This is a genomic window from Bariatricus sp. HCP28S3_F11, assembly GCF_052065395.1.
Classification (GTDB): Bacteria; Bacillota; Clostridia; order Lachnospirales; family Lachnospiraceae; genus Allocoprococcus.
The window spans coordinates 38,327-60,774 of record NZ_JBQHUC010000005.1 but is presented as its reverse complement, the minus strand read 5'-3'; the positions used below and the strand labels follow the sequence as shown (position 1 = coordinate 60,774).

Sequence of the window (22,448 nt, the reverse complement as noted above, 5' to 3'; positions counted from 1 at the left end):
GAACAAGGCTGACAGGATAAGAGAAGGTGAAACGATGCCGGGCAGATTTCAGATTACAGAATATTGCCATCATTTTCTGGAAGAATATGTGAGGGAAAATGACTGTTGTATCGATGCGACAGCGGGAAATGGGAATGATACCGAGTTTTTATGCCGGATGGTCGGGGAAGGCGGAAAGGTCTATGCATTCGACGTGCAGGAAGAGGCTATCCGCCAGACCCGGCTGCGTCTTGAGAACGCCGGATTGACCGCGCGTGCGAGTCTGATACTGGATGGTCACGAGAACATGGCGAAGTATGTTCAGGAAGAGGCCTCTGCGGTGGTGTTTAATTTCGGGTATCTTCCAGGAGGAGATCACAAGGTGGCAACGAGACCGGAGACCAGTCTGATCGCAGTGGAGCAGGGACTTGGGCTTTTGAAAAAAGGCGGTGTGATGAGCCTCTGTATTTACAGCGGGGGAGACACCGGGTATGAGGAAAAGGAAGCGCTGCTTTCGTATTTGAAAGAACTGGATTCGAAAAAGTGGCTCGTACTTGTGAACAGTTATTATAACCGGAAAAATGATCCGCCTCTGCCGGTATTTGTGATCCGGCTAAAATAGATAAACGATACAGTAACGGTTTTATTTATTTTAAATTGCAATTTCATGTCAAAAAAAGACAGATTTTGTGTTATACTGGTACGGAGTTATTGAAAAAAAAGGAGTATTTGAAGTGATTTTATGATAGAAGCAGAATTCAGAAGACCGGAATTAAGGGATCAGGAGTTGATTTCCTGGTATTTTCGTCAGTATCCGAGCAGAAGTTGTGACCGGACGTTTGCAAATGTGTTTTTGTGGGCAAAACATTATAATGTGGAGTTTGCAGAGTATAAGCGCACCCTTTTGTTCAGGGACAACAGTGCGGGGTATGGATTCGCTTTTCCGGCAGGCGAGGATGAAGATGTGAGAAATGTGATACCGGAGCTGGTAAACCAGGCAAAAGAGGATGGAGAAAGATTCTGTCTTTACGGTATTACAAAAGAACATATGGAAAAGCTGGAAATGTGGTTCCCGAAAGAATTTGTATGTGAATACAACCGGGACGAAGCGGATTACGTCTATGAGACGGAAAAACTGGCGACTCTTTCCGGAAAGAAGCTTCACAGTAAGAGGAATCATATCAATAAATTCCGTCAAGTCCATGCGGGCAACTGGAGTTATGAGACACTGTCCGGAAAAAATCTGGAGGAGTGTTTCCAGATGGCTCTCAGATGGCGAAATGAGAATGGCTGTGAAGAAGATGAAGAGAAGAATGCAGAGATGTGCGTGACGCTCAACTCCCTCAGGTTGTTTGAAGAACTTGGCCTGACAGGCGGAGTATTAAGAGTGGACGGTGAGATCGTTGCTTTTACGATCGGAGAAGCAGTGAATGATGATACGTTTGTTGTTCATATCGAGAAGGCATATGCAGAAGTGGAAGGTTCGTACACGATGATCAATCAGCAGTTTGTGGAGCACGAGCTGTTGGGGAAATATCGATATGTCAACAGGGAAGATGATGTCGGTCTTGAGGGACTCAGAAAGGCAAAGCTTTCTTATAAGCCGGTCTTTCTGGTAGAAAAAGGATATGTGACACTTGCGAACGAACAAAATACAGAAAGGCATGAATGATGAAAGCATTTGAAAAAAATATCAGAAAAGTAGAACCTTATGTACCCGGTGAGCAGCCGCAGAGAAAGGTGATTAAATTAAATACCAATGAGAATCCGTATCCGCCGGCACCGGGAGTGCTTGCGGCGATGAAGGAACTGGAACAGAATATGGAGACGCTTCGCCTTTACCCGGATCCGACAGCGGATCTCTTGGTAAGCGCACTGGCTGATTATTATCATGTGGGAAAAGATCAGGTTTTTGTGGGAGTCGGATCGGATGATGTACTTGCCATGTGTTTTCTGACATTTTTTAATTCGGAGAAACCGATCTTTTTCCCGGATATTACATATTCTTTCTATAAAGTGTGGGCGGATCTGTACCGCATTCCTTATGAATGCAAGCCGCTCGATGAAGAGTTCCGGATTGTGAAAGAAGATTATTACGAAGAGAACGGCGGTGTGATCTTCCCGAATCCGAATGCGCCGACCTCGCTCTACGAGAATCTGGATTTTGTGGAAGATATCCTCAAACACAATCAGGATGTCATTGTGATCGTGGATGAAGCATATATTGATTTTGCAGGGGAGTCCGCGCTGAAGCTGTTGGACAAATATGAGAATCTGCTCATTGTACAGACATTTTCCAAGGCGCGCTCCATGGCGGGGATGCGAATTGGATATGCCATCGGAAGTCCGCTTTTGATCAAATATCTGAACGATGCAAAGTACTCCTTCAATTCCTATACGATGAATAAAACATCGCTTGTATATGGTGTGGAGGCAGTCCGGGACAAAGTGTATTTTGAGGAGACGATACAGAAAATCGTGGCGACAAGAACATGGGCGGCAGAGGAGTTTCGTAAATTGGGATTCGTGTTCCCGGAGCCGGCTGCAAACTTTATTTTTGTTTCTCATCCGGATTATGATGCAAAGGAACTTTTTGAGGCGCTCAAGGCAAATGATATTTATGTGCGTTACTGGGGAAGCGAAAGGATTGAACAGTATCTGCGTGTAACGATAGGAACAAGGGAAGAGATGGAGGCATTATTCGCTTTCCTGAAAAAATATATGAAGAAGTGTTAGGAGAGAATATATGGTAGAATCTTTAGTACAGTGGTTTGTGACGAAGCTGGGGGGCAAGGCGGCAAAGGAACTGATTGTATTTATTATTTCCATGGTGCCGATTCTGGAACTCAGGGGTGGTCTTCTGGCAGCGGGACCGGCATTCCTGGATATCCCGACCTGGAGGGCGATTCCAATCTGTATTATCGGAAACCTGATTCCGATACCGTTCATTCTGCTGCTCATCAGGCCAATCTTTGCGTGGCTGCGCCGGACAAAACTGTTTCGGCCGTTGGTCGAGAAGCTGGAAGCAAAAGCGATGAGTAAAAGCAGTCAGATCGAAAAGTATGAATTCTGGGGACTGGTGCTCTTTGTGGGAATTCCGCTTCCGGGAACCGGAGCGTGGACGGGATCTCTGATTGCTTCGCTTTTGGGAATCGACTGGAAGAAAGCATTTCTGGCTGTGGTGATCGGAGTGTGCATGGCGACTGTGATCATGTATTTTCTGTCCTATGTGGTGATTGGCGGAATATTTGGGTAAGGAAGAATAGAATAATGGATTCGGAAGAGAGAACGGCGTGACTTTTGTCACGCCGTTTTTAGCTTTTGCGTTCGTATTTTTCAAATATTTTGCGGAATAAGAGTGATTCAACATACGTAAATGCTGAAGCACCGATAATGCAAGTGATTATGAATAATGCTGCAGCAGTATATAAGGAATAGAATGCAAAGAAAAAAATAGGAATATTCAGGAGAATCAAAGTGAAAAAGTAGCCTGGCCAGGTGAGTATCATGTGTGGAATATGCATCATTACCTGTCTACACGTAAACTGGAATCGTGCCAGTATCGGGAAATAATATAGAAAGCAGATATATACAGCCAGAAGAAAAATCCCCGCTACTGTTCGGAGGACAGCTGAAAATGTTCCACCAGTCTGAGTTGATATCCATAAGTTCATGCCGAGAAGAGAAAACGCTGCTGCAAAGGCAAAGAATGATGGGGTTGCCTGCCGGAAGTTTTGCCGGAAAGAGCGAAAGAAATCTTTTATCACATAGGATTCTTCCTTGCGGGTCATCTTCAGATTTACAGAATATAGTGCACAGAGAGAGGCTCCTATAGTAAATATTGGGATGGAGGTTATGATAAATAGAAGATTAAGTAATAATAAATCGACAATTCTTGAAAGCAACTCTAAAATTTTATTTTCCTGATTCATATGAACACCTGCTTTTTCTTTTATTTAGGAAGCAGATCTTGTACGAATGCCGCAAATGCAGGGCAGTGGCTGATTCCTAAAATTATTATAGAACAAAATAGTAAAAATATCAATATAGTATAGTAAAAAATAGAATTAATTTTACTAAGGAAAAGATTGTTAAAATATTATTGTTATAGTATTAACAAGGAACAAAACATGTAATAAATGTACAAAAATTATTTATATTAGTAGTGCAAATTCACGTTTTGCACAATTGAAGTGAAAAGTATACTAGTAAAATATTGACATTTAACTAGTAAAATGATAATCTTAAACCATCATTAAGATAGGAGGAAAGTGAAGTGTCAAGGAAAAAGAAACGTTGGGAAGATGAAGAACTTCTGCAAATCGGAAGGCGGGAAAGCCATACTGATTTTCATAGAAGTGAACAGATTTCCCCGCGAATCTCTCTGGACGGAGACTGGAAATTCCTGTATTTGAAAGCACCGGAATACTCTCCCGAAGGCTTCTTTGAGTTCGGGTTTCCGGATGCGGCATGGGATAATATAGAAGTTCCATCCTGCTGGCAGTTAAAGGGATACGGATATCTGCATTATACAGATGTGTGGTATTTGTTCCCGATAAATCCGCCGTTTGTTCCCTCGGAAAATCCGACAGGAATTTACCGGAAAACGGTTTTTATTCCGGAAACATGGCATGAGGGCAGAGACATTCTTCGTTTTGAAGGCGTCAGCAGTGCATTTGATGTCTGGATCAATGGCAAGCATGCCGGATACAGCAAGGTCAGCCGTCTTGCGTCTGAGTTTGACATCACAGACCTGATTCATCCGGGGGAAAATCAGATCACGGTGCGAGTATACCAGTGGTCTGACGGAACTTACCTGGAATGTCAGGATATGTGGTGGTACAGCGGAATATTCCGCAGCGTGTCCCTGAGAAATGAGCCGGAGTGTTCGGTGCTGGATTATCAGGTGGAAGCGACGTTGGATGACTCATATCATGTCGGAATTCTGCGTCAGAAGATTCAAGCGTCTGCGTCTGCCGATAAGGCTTCATGGGGGCTTTGGGATGCAGAAGGAAATCAAGTGGCTTCAGGAGAGATCGCAGTTGAGAATGGCATTGCCATGGAAAATGATTTTATCGGAGAGGTAAAACCATGGAGTGCAGAATTGCCGGAGCTCTATACCTTATCATTAACACTGATGAGACAGGGGGAAACGGTCGATGAGGTAACTTTAATGACAGGTTTCCGGCGTGTAGAAGTGAATGGTGAAAATTTCACGGTAAACGGTCAGCCGATTCTTCTGAATGGAGTCAATCTGCATGATTTTAGTCCAATAGGGGGCGCGACGGTAGAACCGGCAGTTGTGGAGCAGGATTTACGGATGATGAAGCAGTATAACATCAATGCGATTCGATGCTCCCATTATCCGAAAATGCCTTATTTCTATGAGCTTTGTGACCGTTATGGGTTCTACGTGATCGATGAAGCAGATCTCGAAACACATGGATTTGAATGGATTCAGAAATACCAGTGGCTGAACGATACGCCGAGTTGGAAAGAGGCATACTGTGACCGCAGCACTCGAATGGTGAAGGAGCATCGGAATCATCCATGTATCATTATGTGGTCGCTGGGAAATGAATCATCAGTTGGTTCGAATTTCAATGCTTCTGCAGAAGCGATCCGTGCGCTGGATAGTTCTCGTCTGATCCATTATGAGAGCGATTATGATGCGGATATCACAGATGTGTACTCTACAATGTATACCAGGTTGGATGGTATGAAGAGAATCGGTGAGAATAATGATTGTCACGGTAAACCACATATTTTGTGCGAGTATGGTCATGCGATGGGCAATGGGCCGGGAAATCTGGAGGAGTATCAGGAATTGTTCCACAAATACAAGAGACTGCAGGGCGGTTTTATCTGGGAATGGTATGATCACGGAATTGAACAAAAGGACTCGGAAGGAAATACAACTTATTATTATGGTGGTGATTTTGGAGATGAGCCGAATAATTCAAATTTCTGTATGGATGGTCTGCTAAGACCGGACAGAGTACCTTCTACTGGATTGATTCACTACAAGCAGGTGATCGCACCGGTCAAGGCAGAAGCAGTTGATCTTGAAAAAGGGAGAATCCGGATATCGAATCTGTATTATTTCAGATCGTTGGAGCATTTGTCTATGAAGTACGAGATTGTATATGATGACGAAATACTTCAGACAGGAGTTATTGAAAGCCTGAAAGTGGCAGCTCAGGAAGCGGAGGAGTTTGAAATTCCGTGGAAACTGGAAAAGGTTTATCCCGAAACAGATTATTATCTGAATCTTTCATTTGTCTATAATCAGGAAACGCTTTATGGAGAAGAAGGGGATGAAGTGGCGAAAGCCCAGTTCCATCTTCCGGTATATCAAAGCGGAGAAAGAATCATTGATGCATGTACTGAAGAAAGGCTCCTGATAGAAGAGACGCAGGTTCGGGCTGAGGTTACAGGAAGACATGTGAATGTTGTGTTTGATAAGGTAAATGGCCGTCTTCTTACCTATAAGATGGATGGAAGAACCTGGATCATGGAAGGACCGTCTATGAATCTCCGACGTGCAACAATTGACAATGACATGTATAAAGTTGAAGACTGGTATAAAAAGTATTTCCTGAACAAACAACAAGAGCAGATGGAAGAGTTTGAAATTTGTAATTGCGGATCATATGTGGAAGTAAAGATACATACACATTTTTCGCCGCTTAGTATGGCTTTTGGCTTTAAAGGACATTACCGTTACCGGATCTATCCAGATGGAAAAATGGAACTTGCTCTGAAGATGAAAGGATTTAAATACAGTCCTTTCGTACCGGAATTCATTCCTCGCATCGGCGTTGAAATGAAAATACCTTGTGAAATGAGACAAGTTACATGGTACGGTCTAGGACCGGATGAGAATTACAGTGATATGAAGTCGGCCTCTTTCATGGGGGTATATCACAAAAATGTGGATGATATGCATGTGGAATACGCAATGCCGCAGGAAAACGGACATCGTGAAAATGTGAAGTGGTTTGCAGTGGGAGATGACAAAAAGAGTCTTCTGGTATGTGCGAAAAATGAGGTGGGAATGGACGTCCATGACTATACGATTGATGCGCTGGAGGAAGCAAAACATGTAGGAGAAATCAAACGTTGTGATGCCGTGATCGTTCATATTGACGCAAAGCATTCCGGAGTGGGAAGCAATGCATGTGGTGAAGAACAGACGTATGCAAATAAGACAAGGTTGAATGATTATTCTATGAAACTGATCTTTGTAGGTGTTGATAATGAATCGATTATTGAAGAGACCAAGAAAGTTAAGGTGATGATCCATGAATAAAAAACCGTTGGTTAACCGAAAAACCGTACCATATATAATGATTGCACCGATCGTGGTGATATTTACAATTTTCATGGTATATCCAATCCTTCGATCATTATATCTTAGTTTTTTCGAGTTGGTATCGGGATCCTACGTTTTTGTAGGGGTAAAAAATTACATAGCACTCTTTAAAGATGAAACATTTTATAAGAGTTTATTTAACACTGTGATTTTCCTTATCGTTCAGGTTCCGGTTATGATCGGTGGGGCACTGTTGATTGCGGTGGCAATTGAACAGAAGTTTATTCGGGGAAAAGCATTTTTCAGAACAACGATTTTTCTTCCGTCCGTTACAGCGTTGGTTGCCTATGCGTTGGTATTCAAAGTGCTTCTGAACGGAGATCATGGTCTGATCAACTATGTGATTGAACTGTTTGGCGGAAAGGGAATTGACTGGTTTTATGGAGAATGGCCGGCAAGATTTGCAATCATCATTTCCATTACATGGAGATGGCTGGGATACAATATGATTATTCTTCTTGCAGGTATTCAGTCTATTCCGAACGAATTAATGGAAGCGGCGGATATTGACGGAGCGACGTTTTGGGATAAATTGTTCTATATTACAATTCCGATGATCAAACAGATTATTTTATTTTGCACGATTACATCTACGATCGGTACATTGCAATTGTTTGATGAACCTTTTATTCTGACAGAGGGCGGCCCGAATAATGCAACAATCACGATGGGAATGTATTTGTACAACAATGGTTTCCGATACTTAAAATTCGGATATGCGTCAGCGATTGGTTATGTGATGACGATTATCATAGGATTGCTGTCAGTATTCCAGTTTAAAGCTACAAAGGAGGAAGGCTAATGAAATCGGTAGGTAGAGCAATCGGATATATCGTTTTGGCAATTGGTGCATTCCTTTCCCTGTTCCCGTTTTATTTCATGTTTGTATCGGGAACAAACACAAACAATCAGATTCTGTCTGTACCGCCTAAACTGACACCGGGAACTGAGCTTGCAGAGAACTTTGCGATTCTGAGCGGGAAGATCGATCTTTTGACTAGTATCTGGAATACACTTTTTGTATCAGTTGTGTATACGGTTCTGGCGCTGCTCCTTTTCTCAATGGCAGGTTATGCACTGGCAAAATTTGATTTTAAAGGAAAAGGTATTATTTTTGGATTCGTAATGGGATCTATGATGATTCCTTCGCTGGTTATGTATGTACCGTTATTCGAGATGATGATTAAGATCAATATGACGGATAGCCATTGGGCAGTTATACTTCCGCTTCTGGCAAATGCTTTCGGTATTTTCCTGATGCGTCAGAATATGCTGAATTTCCCAACAGCACTTATGGAAGCAGGGCGGATCGACGGAGTCGGTGAAATCGGAATATTCTTCCGGATCGTTTTACCAAATATTAAACCGGCTTTGGGAGCTCTGGTGATTTATATGTTTACAAGTATGTGGAACAACTTTATGTGGCCACTCATTATTTTGGGAAGTGAAGAAAAATACACGCTTCCGATTGCGTTGGCCATGCTGGATGGAAATCCGACAAATAAGAACTATGCGGTTATTATGCTTGCTACAGCTGTAGCCACCCTGCCAATCCTGATTATTTTCCTGGTATTCCAGAAGCAGTTTGTTGCGGGAGTTATGGGTGGAGCAGTAAAAGAATAGTAAGGAGGAGAAAAAGATTATGAAGAGAAGAATGAAACGAGTTATGGCAATGGCACTTGCACTTGCGATGACAGCATCAGCAGTGCTTACCGGATGTGGCGGTTCAAAGAAGAAAGCAGAAGATGGAGAGAAAGTGTTAACAGTATGGGCGTGGGATGTTGCATTGATGCAGCTTCAGGAGGCAGCAGAAGTTTACCAGAAGGATCATCCGGATGTAAAATTTGAATTTGAGGAAATGGGAACAGATCAGATTTACAAGAAATTATCGACATCTCTTGCAACAGGTAATGGTATTGCAGACATTATCGCAATTGAAGGGGATGTGCTGGTTGGATATGCCGATAAATTCCCGGAAGGATTTCTGGATGTATCTGATGCAGTGAATGCAGATGAATTCCTTGCTTCAAAACTTGCTGAAGTAACATATAAAGATAAAGTGCACGCATTCCCGTGGGATGCAGGCCCGGTGGGTATGTTCTATCGTACAGATTATTTTGAACAGGCAGGCGTGAACCCAGAAGACATCCAGACATGGGATGATCTGATCGAAGCAGGAAAGAAGATTGAAGCTGCCTGCAAGACTCCGTCAGGTGACCCGGTTAAAATGATCCCGGTTGATCCGAAAAAGAGCAGCCTTTATTCTCTGATTCGTGGTGAATTCGGTATTGGCGTTTTTGATGAAGATGGCAATCCGATCGTCGATGACGAACGTTCAATTTCTGCAATGAAGATGGCTGATAAGATCTATGATTCAGGTGTGGCTCTCAACTATAACGGATGGGATGAGTATGAGCAGACGGTTGTAAATGAATCAGTTGCATGTATTCCGGAAGCAGTGTGGATGATCGGTACCATTAAAGACAAAGGACCGCAGACAGAAGGTAAATGGTCTGTTATGGATATCCCGAAGATTGAAGGTGGAGAATACAGCTGCAGCAACGGAGGTTCTGATCTTGCAATTAACGCAAAGACAGATTACCCGGAAGAAGCGAAAGATTTCGTGAAATTTGCTATGACTGATACTACACTCCAGGCAAGTGGATTTGAAAAATACGGTTTGTATCCTTCATATATTCCAAGCTACGAAGAAGAAGTGTTCCAGAAAGGTGATGCTTTCTTCGGAGAAGGTAATGTTTATGAGATCTTTATTGAAAATGGACAGAAGGTTGCTGACACCCCGATTTCTCCAAATGCCCAGGAAGCTTCTGATACAATCGGTGTAGCTGTTTCCAAGATTCTACTGAATGGAGAAGATGTTGAAAAAACAATGAAAGATCTTCAGAAAGAATTGGAAACAAAATTCCAGTAGATAAGAGAGTAAAACAAGATAAAGATACTGGTAAAAACGTGATTAAAAAGGGGCAGTAAAATGTCCCTTTTTTATGTAAACTATGATATACTATTAAGAATGGAGAATTGGTTCATGAAGAAATATTTAGGAATAATCGGGCTCCTCACTGTGACTATCATATGGGGCGGAGGGTTTGTGGCCAGTGATATGGCTTTGGAAACTCTGACACCCTTTCAGATCATGACAGTTCGTTTTCTGATCGCGGCTGTGATTATGACATTTTTGGGAAGAAAACAGATACCGACCATTACAAAGGATGAAGTAAAATGCGGTTTCAGGCTGGGAGCGGCCCTGTTTGGCGGATTTGCTCTTCAAATCATAGGACTTCAATATACGACTCCTTCTAAAAATGCATTTCTGACGGCAACAAATGTAGTGATTGTTCCGTTTATTGCACTTGTAATCTATCGGAAGAAGATCGAATTACGAAGCCTGATCGGTGCTGTGATGGCAATCATAGGCGCAGGTATACTGTCACTTCAAAGTGATTTCTCTTTGGGACTGGGAGATACACTGACTTTACTGTGTGCGGTGTGTTTTGCGCTTCAGATATTCCTGACGGGGGAATATGTGGGAAGAATTCGTCCGACCGTACTGAATTTTCTTCAAATGACGACCGCTTTCGTCTTGTCGGCTGCAGGACTTGTAATTTCGAGAGATTTTGTATTTAGACCTTCTGAGAAAAGTTTGCTCGCTGTGCTGTATCTGGGGGTGGTGAGCACAACCATCACATATTTGCTGCAGACTGTATCGCAGAAATATGTGGATGAGACAAAATCAGCGATTATATTGTCGATGGAGGCGGTGTTTGGTACAGTTTTTTCTGTCATTTTGCTGCATGAACAAGTGACTGTGCGCATGATTATCGGATCAGTTCTGATTCTCTCAGCAGTCCTGGTATCTGAGGTTCAGTTGTCCGGAAAAACTGAAACAGCAGAATAAAATAAAAAAGGTGGAACATATATGGCAACAATTAAAGACATTGCGGCTAAAGCCGGAGTATCAATAGCAACAGTATCCAGAGTATTGAATCATGATGAGACATTGAATGCTCAAGAAGAGACAAAACAGCGGATTTTTGAAATTGCTGAAGAACTTGAATATGAAGTTCGGGTAAAAAAGAGAAAGAAAAAGCTCAAAGTTGGTGTATTCTATTCTTATTCACCGAAAGAAGAACTTGAAGATCCATATTATCTTTGTATTCGGCTGGCAATTGAAAAACGGCTTGAGGAGGAAGGGTACCGTAAGCAAGTGGTGAATATTTCGGATACACAGGATTCTCTGGCGGGAATTGACGGTGTCATATGTGTAGGAACTTTTAGCAAAAAAATGGTAGAACATATTGGTTCTTGGGGAAAACCAGCTGTGTTTATTGATACATGTCCTGATTTGGATCGGTTTGATGCGATTGTTATCGATTATAAGCAGGCTGTGAAGTCTGTGCTGGATTATTTGATTGAGAACGGGCACAGTAAGATCGGGTTCATAGGAGGGGTAGAAACGAATGAAGAAGGAGAACTGGTTCCGGATGAACGGACAGAAACCTTCAGACAGTATTTGACGGAAAAGGGAATGTATCATCCGGAGTGTGTAAAAATGGGACGTTATCATGCAAGATATGGACACAGTCTATTCAAGGAAATGCATGAGGAGGGAAATCTTCCTACGGCTCTTTTCGTGGCAAATGATTCCATGGCAGCGGGCAGTTATCGGGCAGCTTATGAATTGGGAATGTCGATTCCGGATGATATCAGTATTATAGGGTTTAATGATCTGCCAACGGCAAAATATATGGTACCGCCGCTTACGACAGTCCGTTTATATATGGAATTCATGGGGGAATATGCGGTTCATATGCTGGAGGAACGGATCAACGGAAGGGATATTTGTTTGAAAGTTATTGCACCGACGAAATTATATATCAGGGATAGTGTAAAAAACATTTAGGAGCAAATGAAAATGAATGAGCAATTTTTAAATGAGATACTGAACCAGGTTTCTGTATCCGGCTATGAGGAACCGGTGCAGGAGGTTGTGAAAACATATATGGAACATACGGCAGACGAGATCCGTGAGGATGAAATGGGGAATCTGATCTGTATTCTGAATCCGGAAAGTGAGAGACGGATCATGCTTTCTGCCCATGCGGACGAAATCGGCGTGATGGTTTCCAATATCACAGAGAATGGACGGCTTCAGGTGGTCGACCGCGGAGGAATCATCGCCGGAACCTATCCGGGGCAGCAGATCAAGGTGCATATGCCGGACCAAGATGTATACGGAGTTGTGGAGGGCAGAAGAGAGCTCTTCAAAAACAGTGAGCTGAAAGCGACGGATTTTCTGATCGATATTGGTGCAAATTCCAGAGAAGAAGCACTTGAGAAGGTTGCACTCGGCGCACCGGTCGTGCCGGATACCCATATCCGCGCCATGATGAATGGAAGATTCACGGCACGTGCACTGGATGACCGCCTTGGAGTGTTCATTATTATGGAAGCGCTGAAAAGAGCGAAAGAAAAAGGGTGCAAAGCGGGGGTCTATGCCGCATCTACGGTCGGGGAGGAGACGACGAAAAGCGGTGCATATTGGACCAGCGCACGTATCAAGCCGCATTTGGCCATTGTGGTGGATGTGACTTACTGCAGTGATTACAGTGGAATGAATCCGGCCGAGACGGGGACAGTGGAACTGGGAAAAGGACCGGTACTCTGCAATAGCCCGATTGTTGTGAAAAAACTGAATCAGAAAATGGAAGCGTGTGCCCAAAAGGCGGGGATTCCGATTCAGAGAGAAGCAGCGAGCCGTCTTACCTGTACAGACGGGGACAAGATTCATTTCTCAAATGAGGGCGTGCCGATGGTCCTTGTATCGATCCCGCTGCGTTACATGCATACACCGGCGGAAGTAGCGGATGAAAAAGATGTAGAAGGATGCATCGAACTGATCGCGGAATTTCTGACAGAAATGGAATAGAATATAATATAATTAAATAAGATGGCAGAGCCTGAAGTTAATGGGACTCTGCCATCTTTTTAAGTTCTATTGATCCAGCAAAAGCGGAAGAAATGGTTCGAAATTGATTCCGTCATTTCGCGGAACGCCTTCCGCAGCCGTCTCGGTCAGTGCTTCCTCCAGAAAACGAACGGCCCGTGATACCCCGCAGTATGCGCTGTTTCCGCGCACCATATCGGCGCAGACGACGGAGGCGAGGAGATCGCCGGTTCCAGAGTAGCTTCCGCCGTGAATCTCAGAGGAGACACTTTGGCAGCCGTCGGAGGAGACAATCAAGTTGTAGTATTTCGGAGCAGAATCTTCTGCTGCTTTGTGAATGATCCCAGTGATGATTACAGTGCTTATCCGGGATTTTAAAAGCGGTTTTGCCATCATTTCGATGCGTCTCAGGTAATCAGGTTCCCCTGTATGAGAGAAAATTGCATCATAATCGGCATCGGCAAGAAGACAGCATTCAGTCAGATTCGGAGTAATGACATCAGCATGGAGTGCCAGCCTGCGCATCTGTTCACGGAGTGCAGGTGTGTACATATCAAAAACCTTTCCCATATCTCCCATGACGGGGTCCACAAAAAGCAAGGTATTCTCTTTGCGGAATACTTCGTTGAAATGCAGGATCTTCTCAACCTGAGCTTCACTTCCGAGAAAACCGGTATAAATTCCGTCCAGTGTGAGGCCCCGTTTCTGCCATTCTTCTGTGAAAAAATCAATTTTGTCCGTAAAGTCATCATAATAATAGCTTTCGTATCCGGTCTGATTCGTCAGAACAGCGGTGGGTACCGGGCATGCCTGTACGCCCATCACCGAGATGACCGGAATCGCCGCGGTCAGAGAACATTTACCAAGACCGGACAGATCCTGGATGACTGCCACTTTTTTAACCATATCTCAAACATTCCTTCCTGAAACAGTATCTCTAGAAAACAGTAAGAAAATTCAGGGAACCGGGCGGGTTCTCCGTCCCTTTTTCAAGAAGGGAAATGAGCCCGCGGATGGTATCCTCGATTTCCTCCTCAGTGGACGGGATCAGCGTATTATCCAACTTGACGGTGAGGACAATGAGGGCGATCTCTGCAAGAGCTGCCGGCTGGTCAAAGTGAATATCACCGTTTTCGATTCCCTGCCGGATGATCTCGGTCAGTTCCGGTTTGAGTTCGGAAATCAGGTGTTTCATATATTTCTGATGGAGAAAGGATTCTCCCTTCGCATCCGTCTCCAATGTGCCGGACGGATGGTAGCGAAATGCTGAGGAAGAATTCCTGCATGCCTGGAAGATCATGGCCATACGCGTGAATGAAGAAATATCGGTCTGGCGCGAGAGTGTCTTTGCAGTCTGGATCGGTGATTCGTAATTGCGTTTTACGAGGGCGTCCAGTATGGCATCTTTGGATGGAAAATAATAGTAGATGCTTCCTTTTCCGATTCCGGCCGTCTGTGCAATTTCACTAACAGATATGTTCTGAAGTGTTTTGTGCTCTAGAAGGGACTGCAGAGCATCTAATATTTTGTCATATTTTGTGGAATTACGCATGTTTCCCTCCGAAAATTGTGATTTTTTGTCGATAGCGAACAGTAATTTTATTCAGTATAACATTATAAAGTCCCGGTTACAACCGAAAAAACACACAGAAATCGGGAAGAAGGACAGATTTTTTGTGACAATTCATGAATTGACCCGTGGTCGAAAGTATGGTATGATGAATGAAAAATAAATCGACTCATGGTCGAAAATCAACCCAGAGGGAGAATATGGAAATGACTTATGCAGATATTTTTTCGGAATTAAAAAGAAGATTTATGGAAGCGGATGTGAGTGATATTCAGGAACATCTGGCTTATCAGTTTAATATCATTGGTGAAGAATCCGGTATATTTTATGTGGAAGTGAAAGAGGGGAAACTGTCTGTAGAACCATATGAATATTATGACAGAGATGCCATGTTTACCTGCAGCGGAGAGACTTTGATGAAGATTGCAGACGGAAAGATGGATCCGATCATGGCCGTGACGCTTCAGAAAATGAAGGTAGAAGGAAATATTGACAAGGCGCTTCGTTTCAAACAGCTGATTGACAGCAGAAAATAGAAGGAAGCTCTGGGGTTTGAATAAGGAGAAGAACAGTATAAGATTTTGGAAAGCAGCTGCGCTTCTGACAGGAACACTTACTTTGGCAGAAGCAGGAGGAACGGCCTATTTCTACAGAAGAACAATGATAAGAAATAATGCATACATGAAGAGAACCATGAAGATGGCAGGCACGGACTGGAATCAGTACATGGATATCATTCAGGACAGGAAAGAGAAACTTGTTGCGAATCCGCATCAGGATCTGTATCTGACATCTGACGACGGATTGAAACTTCATGGCACCTGGTTTCCCAATCAGGATGCGAAGAAAATTGTCATCTGTTTCCACGGATGTACCAGTCAGGGGATGAACGATTTCGTCGGGCTGTCGGATTATTATCTGAGAAATGGTTTCGCAATGCTTCTGGTTGATGAGAGAGCACATGGTATGAGTGAAGGGGAACAGATCGGATTTGGGTGTCTGGACCGGCACGATGCGATGGGCTGGATCAGAAAGGTGATCGAAATCTGCGGCGAAGATGTGGAAATTCTGCTCCACGGTATTTCCATGGGCGGAATGAGATCCGCGCAGATGTGGCGGCAATTGTAAAAGATAGATGTCCGAAGTTGAAAACCCTGATTTCCATGCAGAAAACGGAACAGGATGAACAGGCATATTCGTTCTGGCAGCTTCTTGAAAAGCAGGAGGCTGGATATTCGTATGAACCGGAACCGGATCAGCTTTGTACGATTATGTTTATCTCCGGTACGACCGGAAAAAGTAAAGGTGTCATGCTGACCCACCGGAATCTGGCGGAGAATGCGACTTGCCTGGATATGAAGATCCCGCCCCGTATAACGATCCTTTCTGTTCTGCCGATTCATCATGCGTATTGCCTCAGTATGGACATTCTCAAAGGTATTTCACTGGGCAGTATCATTTGTATCAATGACTCGCTGCTTCGTGTGGCAAAGAATATCCGTCTGTTCCAGCCGGATATGATCGATCTGTTTGAATCCTATGGGATCACGATCCTGCAGGGATATGGTATGACGGAGTGTGCACCGGTCATCAGCACGAATGTGAGCTGGGATATCCGGAAAAATTCGGTTGGAAAGCTTCTGCCGAACTGTGAGGCGAAGGTGGTAGACAAAGAACTCTGGGTCCGCGGCAGCAGTGTGATGCAGGGATACTATCATATGCCGGAAGAAACAAAGGAGACGCTGGTGGACGGCTGGCTCAGAACCGGAGATCTGGGATATGTAGATGAAGACGGCTTTGTCTATCTGACCGGTCGGAAGAAGAATCTGATCATTACGAAAAACGGAGAGAATGTGTCTCCGGAAGAACTGGAGAACAAGATTGGTGAGGCCCGCCTTGTACAGGAAAATCTGGTTCGTGAAAAAGAAGGCGTGATCGAGACGGAGATATTCCCGGATCTGGATTATGTGAAAAAGAAACGGATCAAAAATGTGGAAGAAGAACTTCAGAAAGTGATCGATGCTTATAATCAGGAAGCACCGGCGTATAAAAGAGTGTACAAACTGAAGGTCAGAGAGCGGGAGTTTGAGAAAACGCCTTCTAAGAAAATTAAACGGTATTAAATCGGGCGTTGAGCGCCTGGTCAGGATATGGTATGATAAAAAGAGGATTGCAGGTGCAGTCCTCTTTGTTTCAGCTATATATATTTCTGATAAAAGCACGGGAGGTGGCAGAGATGTCTACAGCACTGGAAAACCAGGATATTCCGCGGTATCTGCGCGTGTATCATTATTATAAAGAACTGATCCTGAGCGGAAAGCTGGCACCGGATACGAAGCTTCCGTCGATCCGGAAGGGGGCGATCCAGCTTCAGATCAGCCGCACGACGCTGGAGAACGCTTATCTGCTCCTTGCCGCCGAGGGATACATTCTCTCCAAACCGCAGAGTGGGTATTATGTCACAGACATTGCGGTGCAGAAGAAAAAGCCGTCGGACATCGGAGAGGTGCGAAAAAGCAGGAAGAAACAGGAAATACAGTACGATTTCGTGACCTCGAACGTGGATCGGGAGAGTTTCCGGTTTGAACTCTGGAGACGTTATATGAAGAGCGCGCTGCGTCAGGATACAAAACTTCTGACTTATGGCGAACCGCAGGGAGAGCAGGAATTCCGGGAAGTGCTCAGTTCTTACCTTCACAAGGTGCGGGGAGTGATCTGCTCGCCGGAACAGATTGTGATCGGGGCAGGTGTGCAGAGCCTTTTGCATATTCTCTGTCCGATGATCTGGGAGCGGAAGACGGCTGCATTTTATAATCCGGAGTTTGTGCAGGGACGCGCGATCTTTGAAGATTACGGATTTACATTTGCAGAAAACTACAAGGAAGAGGGCTGCAAAGTATATTATCTTTCGCCGTCACAGATGACGAAGTGGGGAGGTATGATGACGGTTTCCGAACGGCTTGCGCTGATCGGGGAAGCTGAGGAGAGGGATCTGCTGATCATAGAAGATGATTATAACAGTGAGTTCCGCTATTTCCAGAGGCCGACTCCGTCCCTTCAGGGACTGGCAGGCGGAAGAGGTGTGGTGTATCTGGGGACCTTTTCCAAAATGCTGCTTCCGTCCATTCGAATGAGTTTCATGGTGCTTCCGCCGGAACTTCTGGAAAGCTATGATGCACGAAAGGACCGTTATAACCAGACGGCATCCAAGGCAGAACAGATCGCACTGACACAGTTTATCCGCGACGGGCATCTTGCCGGGCAGATCCGGAAATCCCGGAAAATACATATGGCAAAGGCAGGACAACTGGCAGCTACGGTGGAACAGGTTCTCGGAAGGAAGGCAAAAGTCAGGATCGGCGACTCGGGTTTCCATGTCTATGTGGAGCTTGATACGAAATTACCCGCCGGGGAAATTGCGGAAAAGGCGAAGGAGAAAGGGCTGCTTCTTTCACCGGTGCCTGCTGATAACAGGGAGTCAAAATGTACGATCATGATGAATTGTGCAGGTGTGCCGGTGGATAAATACCATGCGGCGATGAAGCTGCTGGAAGAATGTGTGGGGTGAAGAAATGGAAGTGACACATGAACTGATCGTGCCGAATGAGGACCTGCCCTTTAAAATGTTTTTATTTGAGGGCAAAAACGGGAATTATTTCCGGGATAAACACTGGCACCGGTCGGTTGAGATCTTTGCGGTGTTTGACGGAAATCTGGAATTCTATATTGATGAAAAAAAGACGGTTCTTGCCGCCGGAGAATTTGTGATCGTGAATTCCAATGAGATTCATTCCATCGTGGCCAGAGAGCCGAATCAGACCGTGGTACTGCAGATGCCGCTTGGCACATTCGAAGCCTATTATACGGATGAGCAGTTTATCTGTTTTACACATAGTGACCGGAACCAGGATGCATTTGTCATGCAGCTTGTCCGCGATATGTTCGTTACGTATCAGGAGAAAAAGACGGGCTATGAACTGAAAGTGCAGAGCTTTTATTATATGCTGATCTATCTTATGGTCACCCGTTACCGTAAACTTGAGGTGAGTGAGGAGATCGTCAGATCCCGCAGAAATCTGGGGCGTCTGTCAGAGATCATCAGTTATATTAAGGAGAATTATACCTCTGAGATTTCACTGGAAAAGCTTTCGGAGGTGTTTGGATATTCACCGACGTATCTGTCCCGGATGTTCCGGAAATATGCACATATGAATTATAAATCCTATCTGCAGAGCATCCGGCTGGAGTACGCATACAGAGAACTGGAAAATAGCGAAAACAGCATAGGAGAAATAGCAGAGCATCATGGATTTACGGACGCAAGGGCATTTACAAGAGCCTTTAAAACGAAATACGGAATGCTGCCAAGTGAATATAAAAAGACAAAAAATTGCAGTTAAATAGACAAGTTTTCGGTAGTTGAAAAATCACTGAAAATGCTATACTATAGCTGACGATACGAATTCTGGACAGTGAGAAGCCAGAAATACGATGGGGATAAAAAATGGAACAACATAGTTGAAATGAACAGGAGGAATGAATCATGAACAACATGCCAGAAGTGAAAATCGGAATCGTTGCAGTCAGCCGTGACTGTTTTCCGGAGAGCCTTTCCGTAACAAGAAGAGAAGCCCTTGTAAATGCATACAAAGCAAAGTACGGGGATAACGATATTTACGAATGTCCGGTCTGTATCGTGGAAAGTGAGATCCACATGGTACAGGCGCTGGAAGACATCAAAAAGGCCGGATGTAATGCGCTGGTCGTTTATCTTGGAAACTTTGGACCGGAGATTGCAGAGACGCTCCTTGCAAAACATTTTGACGGACCGAAGATGTTCGTGGCAGCGGCAGAAGAGACTGGAAATAATCTGATTCAGGGACGCGGGGATGCATACTGCGGTATGCTGAATGCAAGCTACAACCTGAAGCTCCGTAACATCAAGGCATATATCCCGGAATATCCGGTGGGAACTGCCGGGGAATGTGCGGATATGATCCATGAGTTTGTACCGATCGCACGCGCAATCATCGGCCTGAACGACCTGAAGATCATCAGCTTCGGACCGAGACCGCTCAATTTCCTGGCATGCAATGCGCCGATCAAGCAGCTTTATAATATCGGAGTTGAGATTGAAGAGAACTCCGAACTGGATTTATTTGAGGCATTTAACAAGCATGCAGGTGATGAGAGGATCCCTGCTGTTGTGAAAGAGATGGAAGAAGAGCTTGGAACCGGCAATAAAAAACCGGAAATCCTGCAGAAACTTGCACAGTATGAGCTGACATTGAAGGACTGGGTGGAAGAACACAGAGGATACAGAAAATACGTTGCGATCGCAGGAAAATGCTGGCCTGCTTTCCAGACGCAGTTCGGATTTGTTCCATGCTATGTGAACAGCCGTCTGACGGCGCAGGGAATTCCGGTATCCTGTGAAGTGGATATTTACGGAGCGCTCAGCGAATTTATCGGAACGGTCATCAGTCAGGATGCGGTTACCCTGCTTGATATCAACAATTCCGTACCGGCTGATCTTTATGAAGAAGATATCAAAGGAAAATACGACTATACACAGAAAGATACATTTATGGGATTCCACTGCGGCAACACCGCATCTTCCAAGCTTTCTTTCTGCGAAATGAAATACCAGATGATCATGGCAAGAGCACTTCCGGAAGAAGTGACACAGGGAACGCTGGAAGGCGATATCGTGCCTGGTGACATTACATTCTTCAGACTGCAGAGCACTGCCGACAACATTCTTCGCGCATACATTGCACAGGGCGAAGTACTTCCGGTAGCGACCCGTTCCTTTGGTTCCATCGGCATCTTCGCGATCCCGGAGATGGGACGTTTCTACCGTCATGTACTGATCGAGAAGAATTTCCCGCACCATGGAGCGGTTGCGTTCGGACATTATGGAAAAGCACTGTTCGAAGTGTTCAAATACATCGGTGTGCCGGTCGAGGAAATCGGTTATAATCAGCCGAAGGGTGTAAGATACCCTACTGAGAATCCATGGGCGTAAGAATTATTCGGATCCGCAGGTAAATGGAGGAAAAAACATGCTGTATATTGGAGTAGATTTGGGAACGTCAGCGGTGAAGCTGCTGCTCATGGACGAAAAAGGTAAGATAAAAAGAATTGTATCGAAGGAATATCCTCTGGAATTTCCGCATCCGGGATGGTCTGAGCAGCATCCTGAGGACTGGTATGAAAGATCTGCGGAAGGAATCCGGGAACTTGTGGACGGGTTCGATAAAGAGCAGGTTGCAGGCATCAGCTTTGGAGGTCAGATGCATGGTCTCGTCATTCTGGACGAGAACGATGAGGTCATCCGCCCTGCCATTTTGTGGAATGACGGAAGAACGACAAAAGAGACAGATTATCTGAACCAGGTAATCGGAAAAGACAGGTTATCGGAATACACGGCCAATATTGCATTTACCGGATTCACTGCCCCGAAGATACTCTGGGTAAAAGAAAAGGAGCCGGAGAATTTCGCAAGAATAAAGAAGATCATGCTTCCGAAGGATTATCTCGCTTACCGGCTTTCCGGAAGCTTCTGCACGGATTATTCCGATGCGTCCGGAATGCTTCTCATGGATGTGAAGAACAAGTGCTGGTCTAAGGAAATGTTGAAGATCTGTGGTATTACAGAAGAACAGCTCCCGAAGCTTTATGAGAGTTATGAAGTGGTTGGAAATCTGACACCAGAAGCAGCCCGGGAACTGGGGCTGCACGAGCAGGTGAAGGTGATCGCAGGAGCCGGAGACAATGCGGCGGCAGCAGTCGGAACGGGAACCGTAGGCGATGGAAAATGTAATATTTCCCTCGGAACTTCCGGAACGATCTTCATTTCCAGCGGAAAATTCGGTGTAGATAAACAGAATGCGTTGCATTCCTTTGCTCATGCGGACGGAAAGTATCACCTGATGGGATGTATGCTCAGCGCTGCGTCCTGCAATAAATGGTGGTCCGAAGAGATCCTGGGGACGACAGATTATGTGGCGGAGCAGGAGCAGATCACGAAGCTGGGAGAGAATCATGTGTACTATCTGCCGTATCTGATGGGAGAGCGCTCTCCGCATAACGACCCATTTGCAAGAGCGACCTTCATCGGAATGACGATGGATACTTCCAGATCGGATATGACACAGGCCGTTCTGGAGGGCGTGGCATTTGCACTCAGAGATTCCCTCGAAGTGGCGAGAAGTATCGGGATCCGCCCGGAATGCACCAGAATCTGCGGTGGTGGAGCCAAAAGTCCGCTGTGGAGAGCGATGATTGCCAATATTATGAACCTGACGGTGGAAGTGATCGAAAGCGAAGAAGGTCCTGCACTTGGAGGAGCGATTCTTGCCGCGGTCGGCTGCGGCGAATATCCGGATGTAGAGACGGCCGCAAAAAAACTGGTGAAAGTGAAAAAGATCATTGAACCGGAAAGAGAACTGGTCAGAAAATATGAAGTACAATATCAGAAATTCCGCAAAATTTATCCGGCAGTCAAAGAACTTTTCCGTGATATTTCGGAATAATTTATAAAAAGGTCCACTGGA

At 44.8% G+C, this 22,448-nt stretch carries 20 protein-coding genes and 1 pseudogene; 18 read left to right on the top strand and 3 right to left on the bottom strand.

Translation table 11 applies throughout. The features are described from left to right. Positions 1-34 precede the first annotated feature (34 nt). The 4 genes from ACTNBR_RS03905 (at position 35) to ACTNBR_RS03890 (ending at position 3,235) form a co-directional block, all read left to right on the top strand. Entirely contained in the window at positions 35-601 is a 567-nt protein-coding gene (locus tag ACTNBR_RS03905; protein WP_427805633.1) for a tRNA (mnm(5)s(2)U34)-methyltransferase, read from the top strand. 120 nt (positions 602-721) lie between these two features. Beyond that, entirely contained in the window at positions 722-1,651 is a 930-nt protein-coding gene (locus tag ACTNBR_RS03900; RefSeq protein ID WP_427819713.1) for a DUF2156 domain-containing protein, read from the top strand. Continuing rightward, positions 1,651-2,715 (top strand): histidinol-phosphate transaminase, encoded by a 1,065-nt coding sequence (gene hisC, locus ACTNBR_RS03895; RefSeq protein WP_441016186.1) that lies wholly within the window; start codon positions 1,651-1,653, stop codon positions 2,713-2,715. The genes ACTNBR_RS03900 and hisC overlap by 1 nt, the downstream gene beginning before the upstream one ends. Before the next feature lie 10 nt (positions 2,716-2,725). Next, positions 2,726-3,235 (top strand): COG2426 family protein, encoded by a 510-nt coding sequence (locus ACTNBR_RS03890; protein WP_441016089.1) that lies wholly within the window; start codon positions 2,726-2,728, stop codon positions 3,233-3,235. Positions 3,236-3,293: 58 nt separating this feature from the next. Here ACTNBR_RS03890 and ACTNBR_RS03885 read toward each other — a convergent pair whose 3' ends face one another. Further along, the gene (locus ACTNBR_RS03885; protein ID WP_441016086.1) at positions 3,294-3,911 is read right to left on the bottom strand and encodes a DUF624 domain-containing protein; all 618 of its coding nucleotides are present in this window, start codon (positions 3,909-3,911) and stop codon (positions 3,294-3,296) included. Positions 3,912-4,255: 344 nt separating this feature from the next. On the opposite strand from ACTNBR_RS03885, the gene ACTNBR_RS03880 reads away from it, so the two are divergent. The 7 genes from ACTNBR_RS03880 (at position 4,256) to ACTNBR_RS03850 (ending at position 13,301) form a co-directional block, all read left to right on the top strand. Next, positions 4,256-7,291, top strand: a complete 3,036-nt coding sequence (locus tag ACTNBR_RS03880; protein ID WP_441016083.1) for a glycoside hydrolase family 2 TIM barrel-domain containing protein — start codon at positions 4,256-4,258, stop codon at positions 7,289-7,291. Continuing rightward, complete coding sequence (locus ACTNBR_RS03875; RefSeq protein ID WP_441016080.1) at positions 7,284-8,156, top strand: carbohydrate ABC transporter permease; 873 nt, start codon at positions 7,284-7,286, stop codon at positions 8,154-8,156. Before ACTNBR_RS03880 ends, ACTNBR_RS03875 begins: the two co-directional genes overlap by 8 nt. After that, the gene (locus tag ACTNBR_RS03870) at positions 8,156-8,977 is read left to right on the top strand and encodes a carbohydrate ABC transporter permease (protein ID WP_441016077.1); all 822 of its coding nucleotides are present in this window, start codon (positions 8,156-8,158) and stop codon (positions 8,975-8,977) included. Before ACTNBR_RS03875 ends, ACTNBR_RS03870 begins: the two co-directional genes overlap by 1 nt. 19 nt (positions 8,978-8,996) lie before the next feature. Then, complete coding sequence (locus ACTNBR_RS03865) at positions 8,997-10,286, top strand: ABC transporter substrate-binding protein (RefSeq protein WP_441016074.1); 1,290 nt, start codon at positions 8,997-8,999, stop codon at positions 10,284-10,286. A 114-nt stretch (positions 10,287-10,400) separates the two neighbouring features. Next, on the top strand, positions 10,401-11,270 hold the full coding sequence (locus tag ACTNBR_RS03860) for a DMT family transporter (protein ID WP_441016071.1): 870 nt from the start codon (positions 10,401-10,403) through the stop codon (positions 11,268-11,270). Between the two features lie 21 nt (positions 11,271-11,291). Then, positions 11,292-12,275 (top strand): LacI family DNA-binding transcriptional regulator, encoded by a 984-nt coding sequence (locus ACTNBR_RS03855; RefSeq protein WP_441016068.1) that lies wholly within the window; start codon positions 11,292-11,294, stop codon positions 12,273-12,275. Positions 12,276-12,287: 12 nt separating this feature from the next. Then, entirely contained in the window at positions 12,288-13,301 is a 1,014-nt protein-coding gene (locus ACTNBR_RS03850; protein WP_441016066.1) for a M20/M25/M40 family metallo-hydrolase, read from the top strand. Between the two features lie 66 nt (positions 13,302-13,367). On the opposite strand, the gene ACTNBR_RS03845 is transcribed toward ACTNBR_RS03850, so the two are convergent. Together ACTNBR_RS03845 and ACTNBR_RS03840 are read right to left on the bottom strand one after the other, a co-directional pair. Continuing rightward, positions 13,368-14,225, bottom strand: a complete 858-nt coding sequence (locus ACTNBR_RS03845; RefSeq protein WP_441016064.1) for a pyridoxamine kinase — start codon at positions 14,223-14,225, stop codon at positions 13,368-13,370. A gap of 31 nt (positions 14,226-14,256) precedes the next feature. Next, entirely contained in the window at positions 14,257-14,871 is a 615-nt protein-coding gene (locus tag ACTNBR_RS03840; RefSeq protein WP_441016062.1) for a TetR/AcrR family transcriptional regulator, read from the bottom strand. 224 nt (positions 14,872-15,095) lie between these two features. Here ACTNBR_RS03840 and ACTNBR_RS03835 point away from each other — a divergent pair, with 224 nt between their 5' ends. The 7 genes and pseudogenes from ACTNBR_RS03835 to xylB all read left to right on the top strand — a co-directional run bounded on the left by ACTNBR_RS03835 (position 15,096) and on the right by xylB (position 22,427). Further along, positions 15,096-15,425, top strand: coding sequence for an SCP2 sterol-binding domain-containing protein (locus ACTNBR_RS03835; RefSeq protein WP_441016059.1), 330 nt, complete (start codon positions 15,096-15,098; stop codon positions 15,423-15,425). Positions 15,426-15,441: 16 nt separating this feature from the next. Further along, on the top strand, positions 15,442-16,017 hold the full coding sequence (locus ACTNBR_RS03830; RefSeq protein WP_441016057.1) for an alpha/beta hydrolase: 576 nt from the start codon (positions 15,442-15,444) through the stop codon (positions 16,015-16,017). Continuing rightward, positions 15,984-17,012, top strand: a pseudogene (locus tag ACTNBR_RS03825) (AMP-binding protein); the annotation flags it as partial. The gene ACTNBR_RS03830 and the pseudogene ACTNBR_RS03825, both read left to right, overlap by 34 nt. A gap of 113 nt (positions 17,013-17,125) precedes the next feature. Further along, positions 17,126-18,457, top strand: a complete 1,332-nt coding sequence (gene pdxR / locus ACTNBR_RS03820) for a MocR-like pyridoxine biosynthesis transcription factor PdxR (RefSeq protein WP_441016054.1) — start codon at positions 17,126-17,128, stop codon at positions 18,455-18,457. A 4-nt stretch (positions 18,458-18,461) separates the two neighbouring features. Next, positions 18,462-19,289, top strand: a complete 828-nt coding sequence (locus ACTNBR_RS03815; RefSeq protein WP_441016183.1) for an AraC family transcriptional regulator — start codon at positions 18,462-18,464, stop codon at positions 19,287-19,289. A 143-nt stretch (positions 19,290-19,432) separates the two neighbouring features. Next, positions 19,433-20,917 carry an L-fucose/L-arabinose isomerase family protein gene (locus tag ACTNBR_RS03810; protein ID WP_441016051.1) on the top strand — a complete coding sequence of 495 codons (1,485 nt, stop codon included), beginning with the start codon at positions 19,433-19,435 and terminating at the stop codon, positions 20,915-20,917. A gap of 37 nt (positions 20,918-20,954) precedes the next feature. Continuing rightward, positions 20,955-22,427 (top strand): xylulokinase, encoded by a 1,473-nt coding sequence (xylB, locus tag ACTNBR_RS03805; protein WP_427819697.1) that lies wholly within the window; start codon positions 20,955-20,957, stop codon positions 22,425-22,427. Positions 22,428-22,448: the final 21 nt, after the last annotated feature.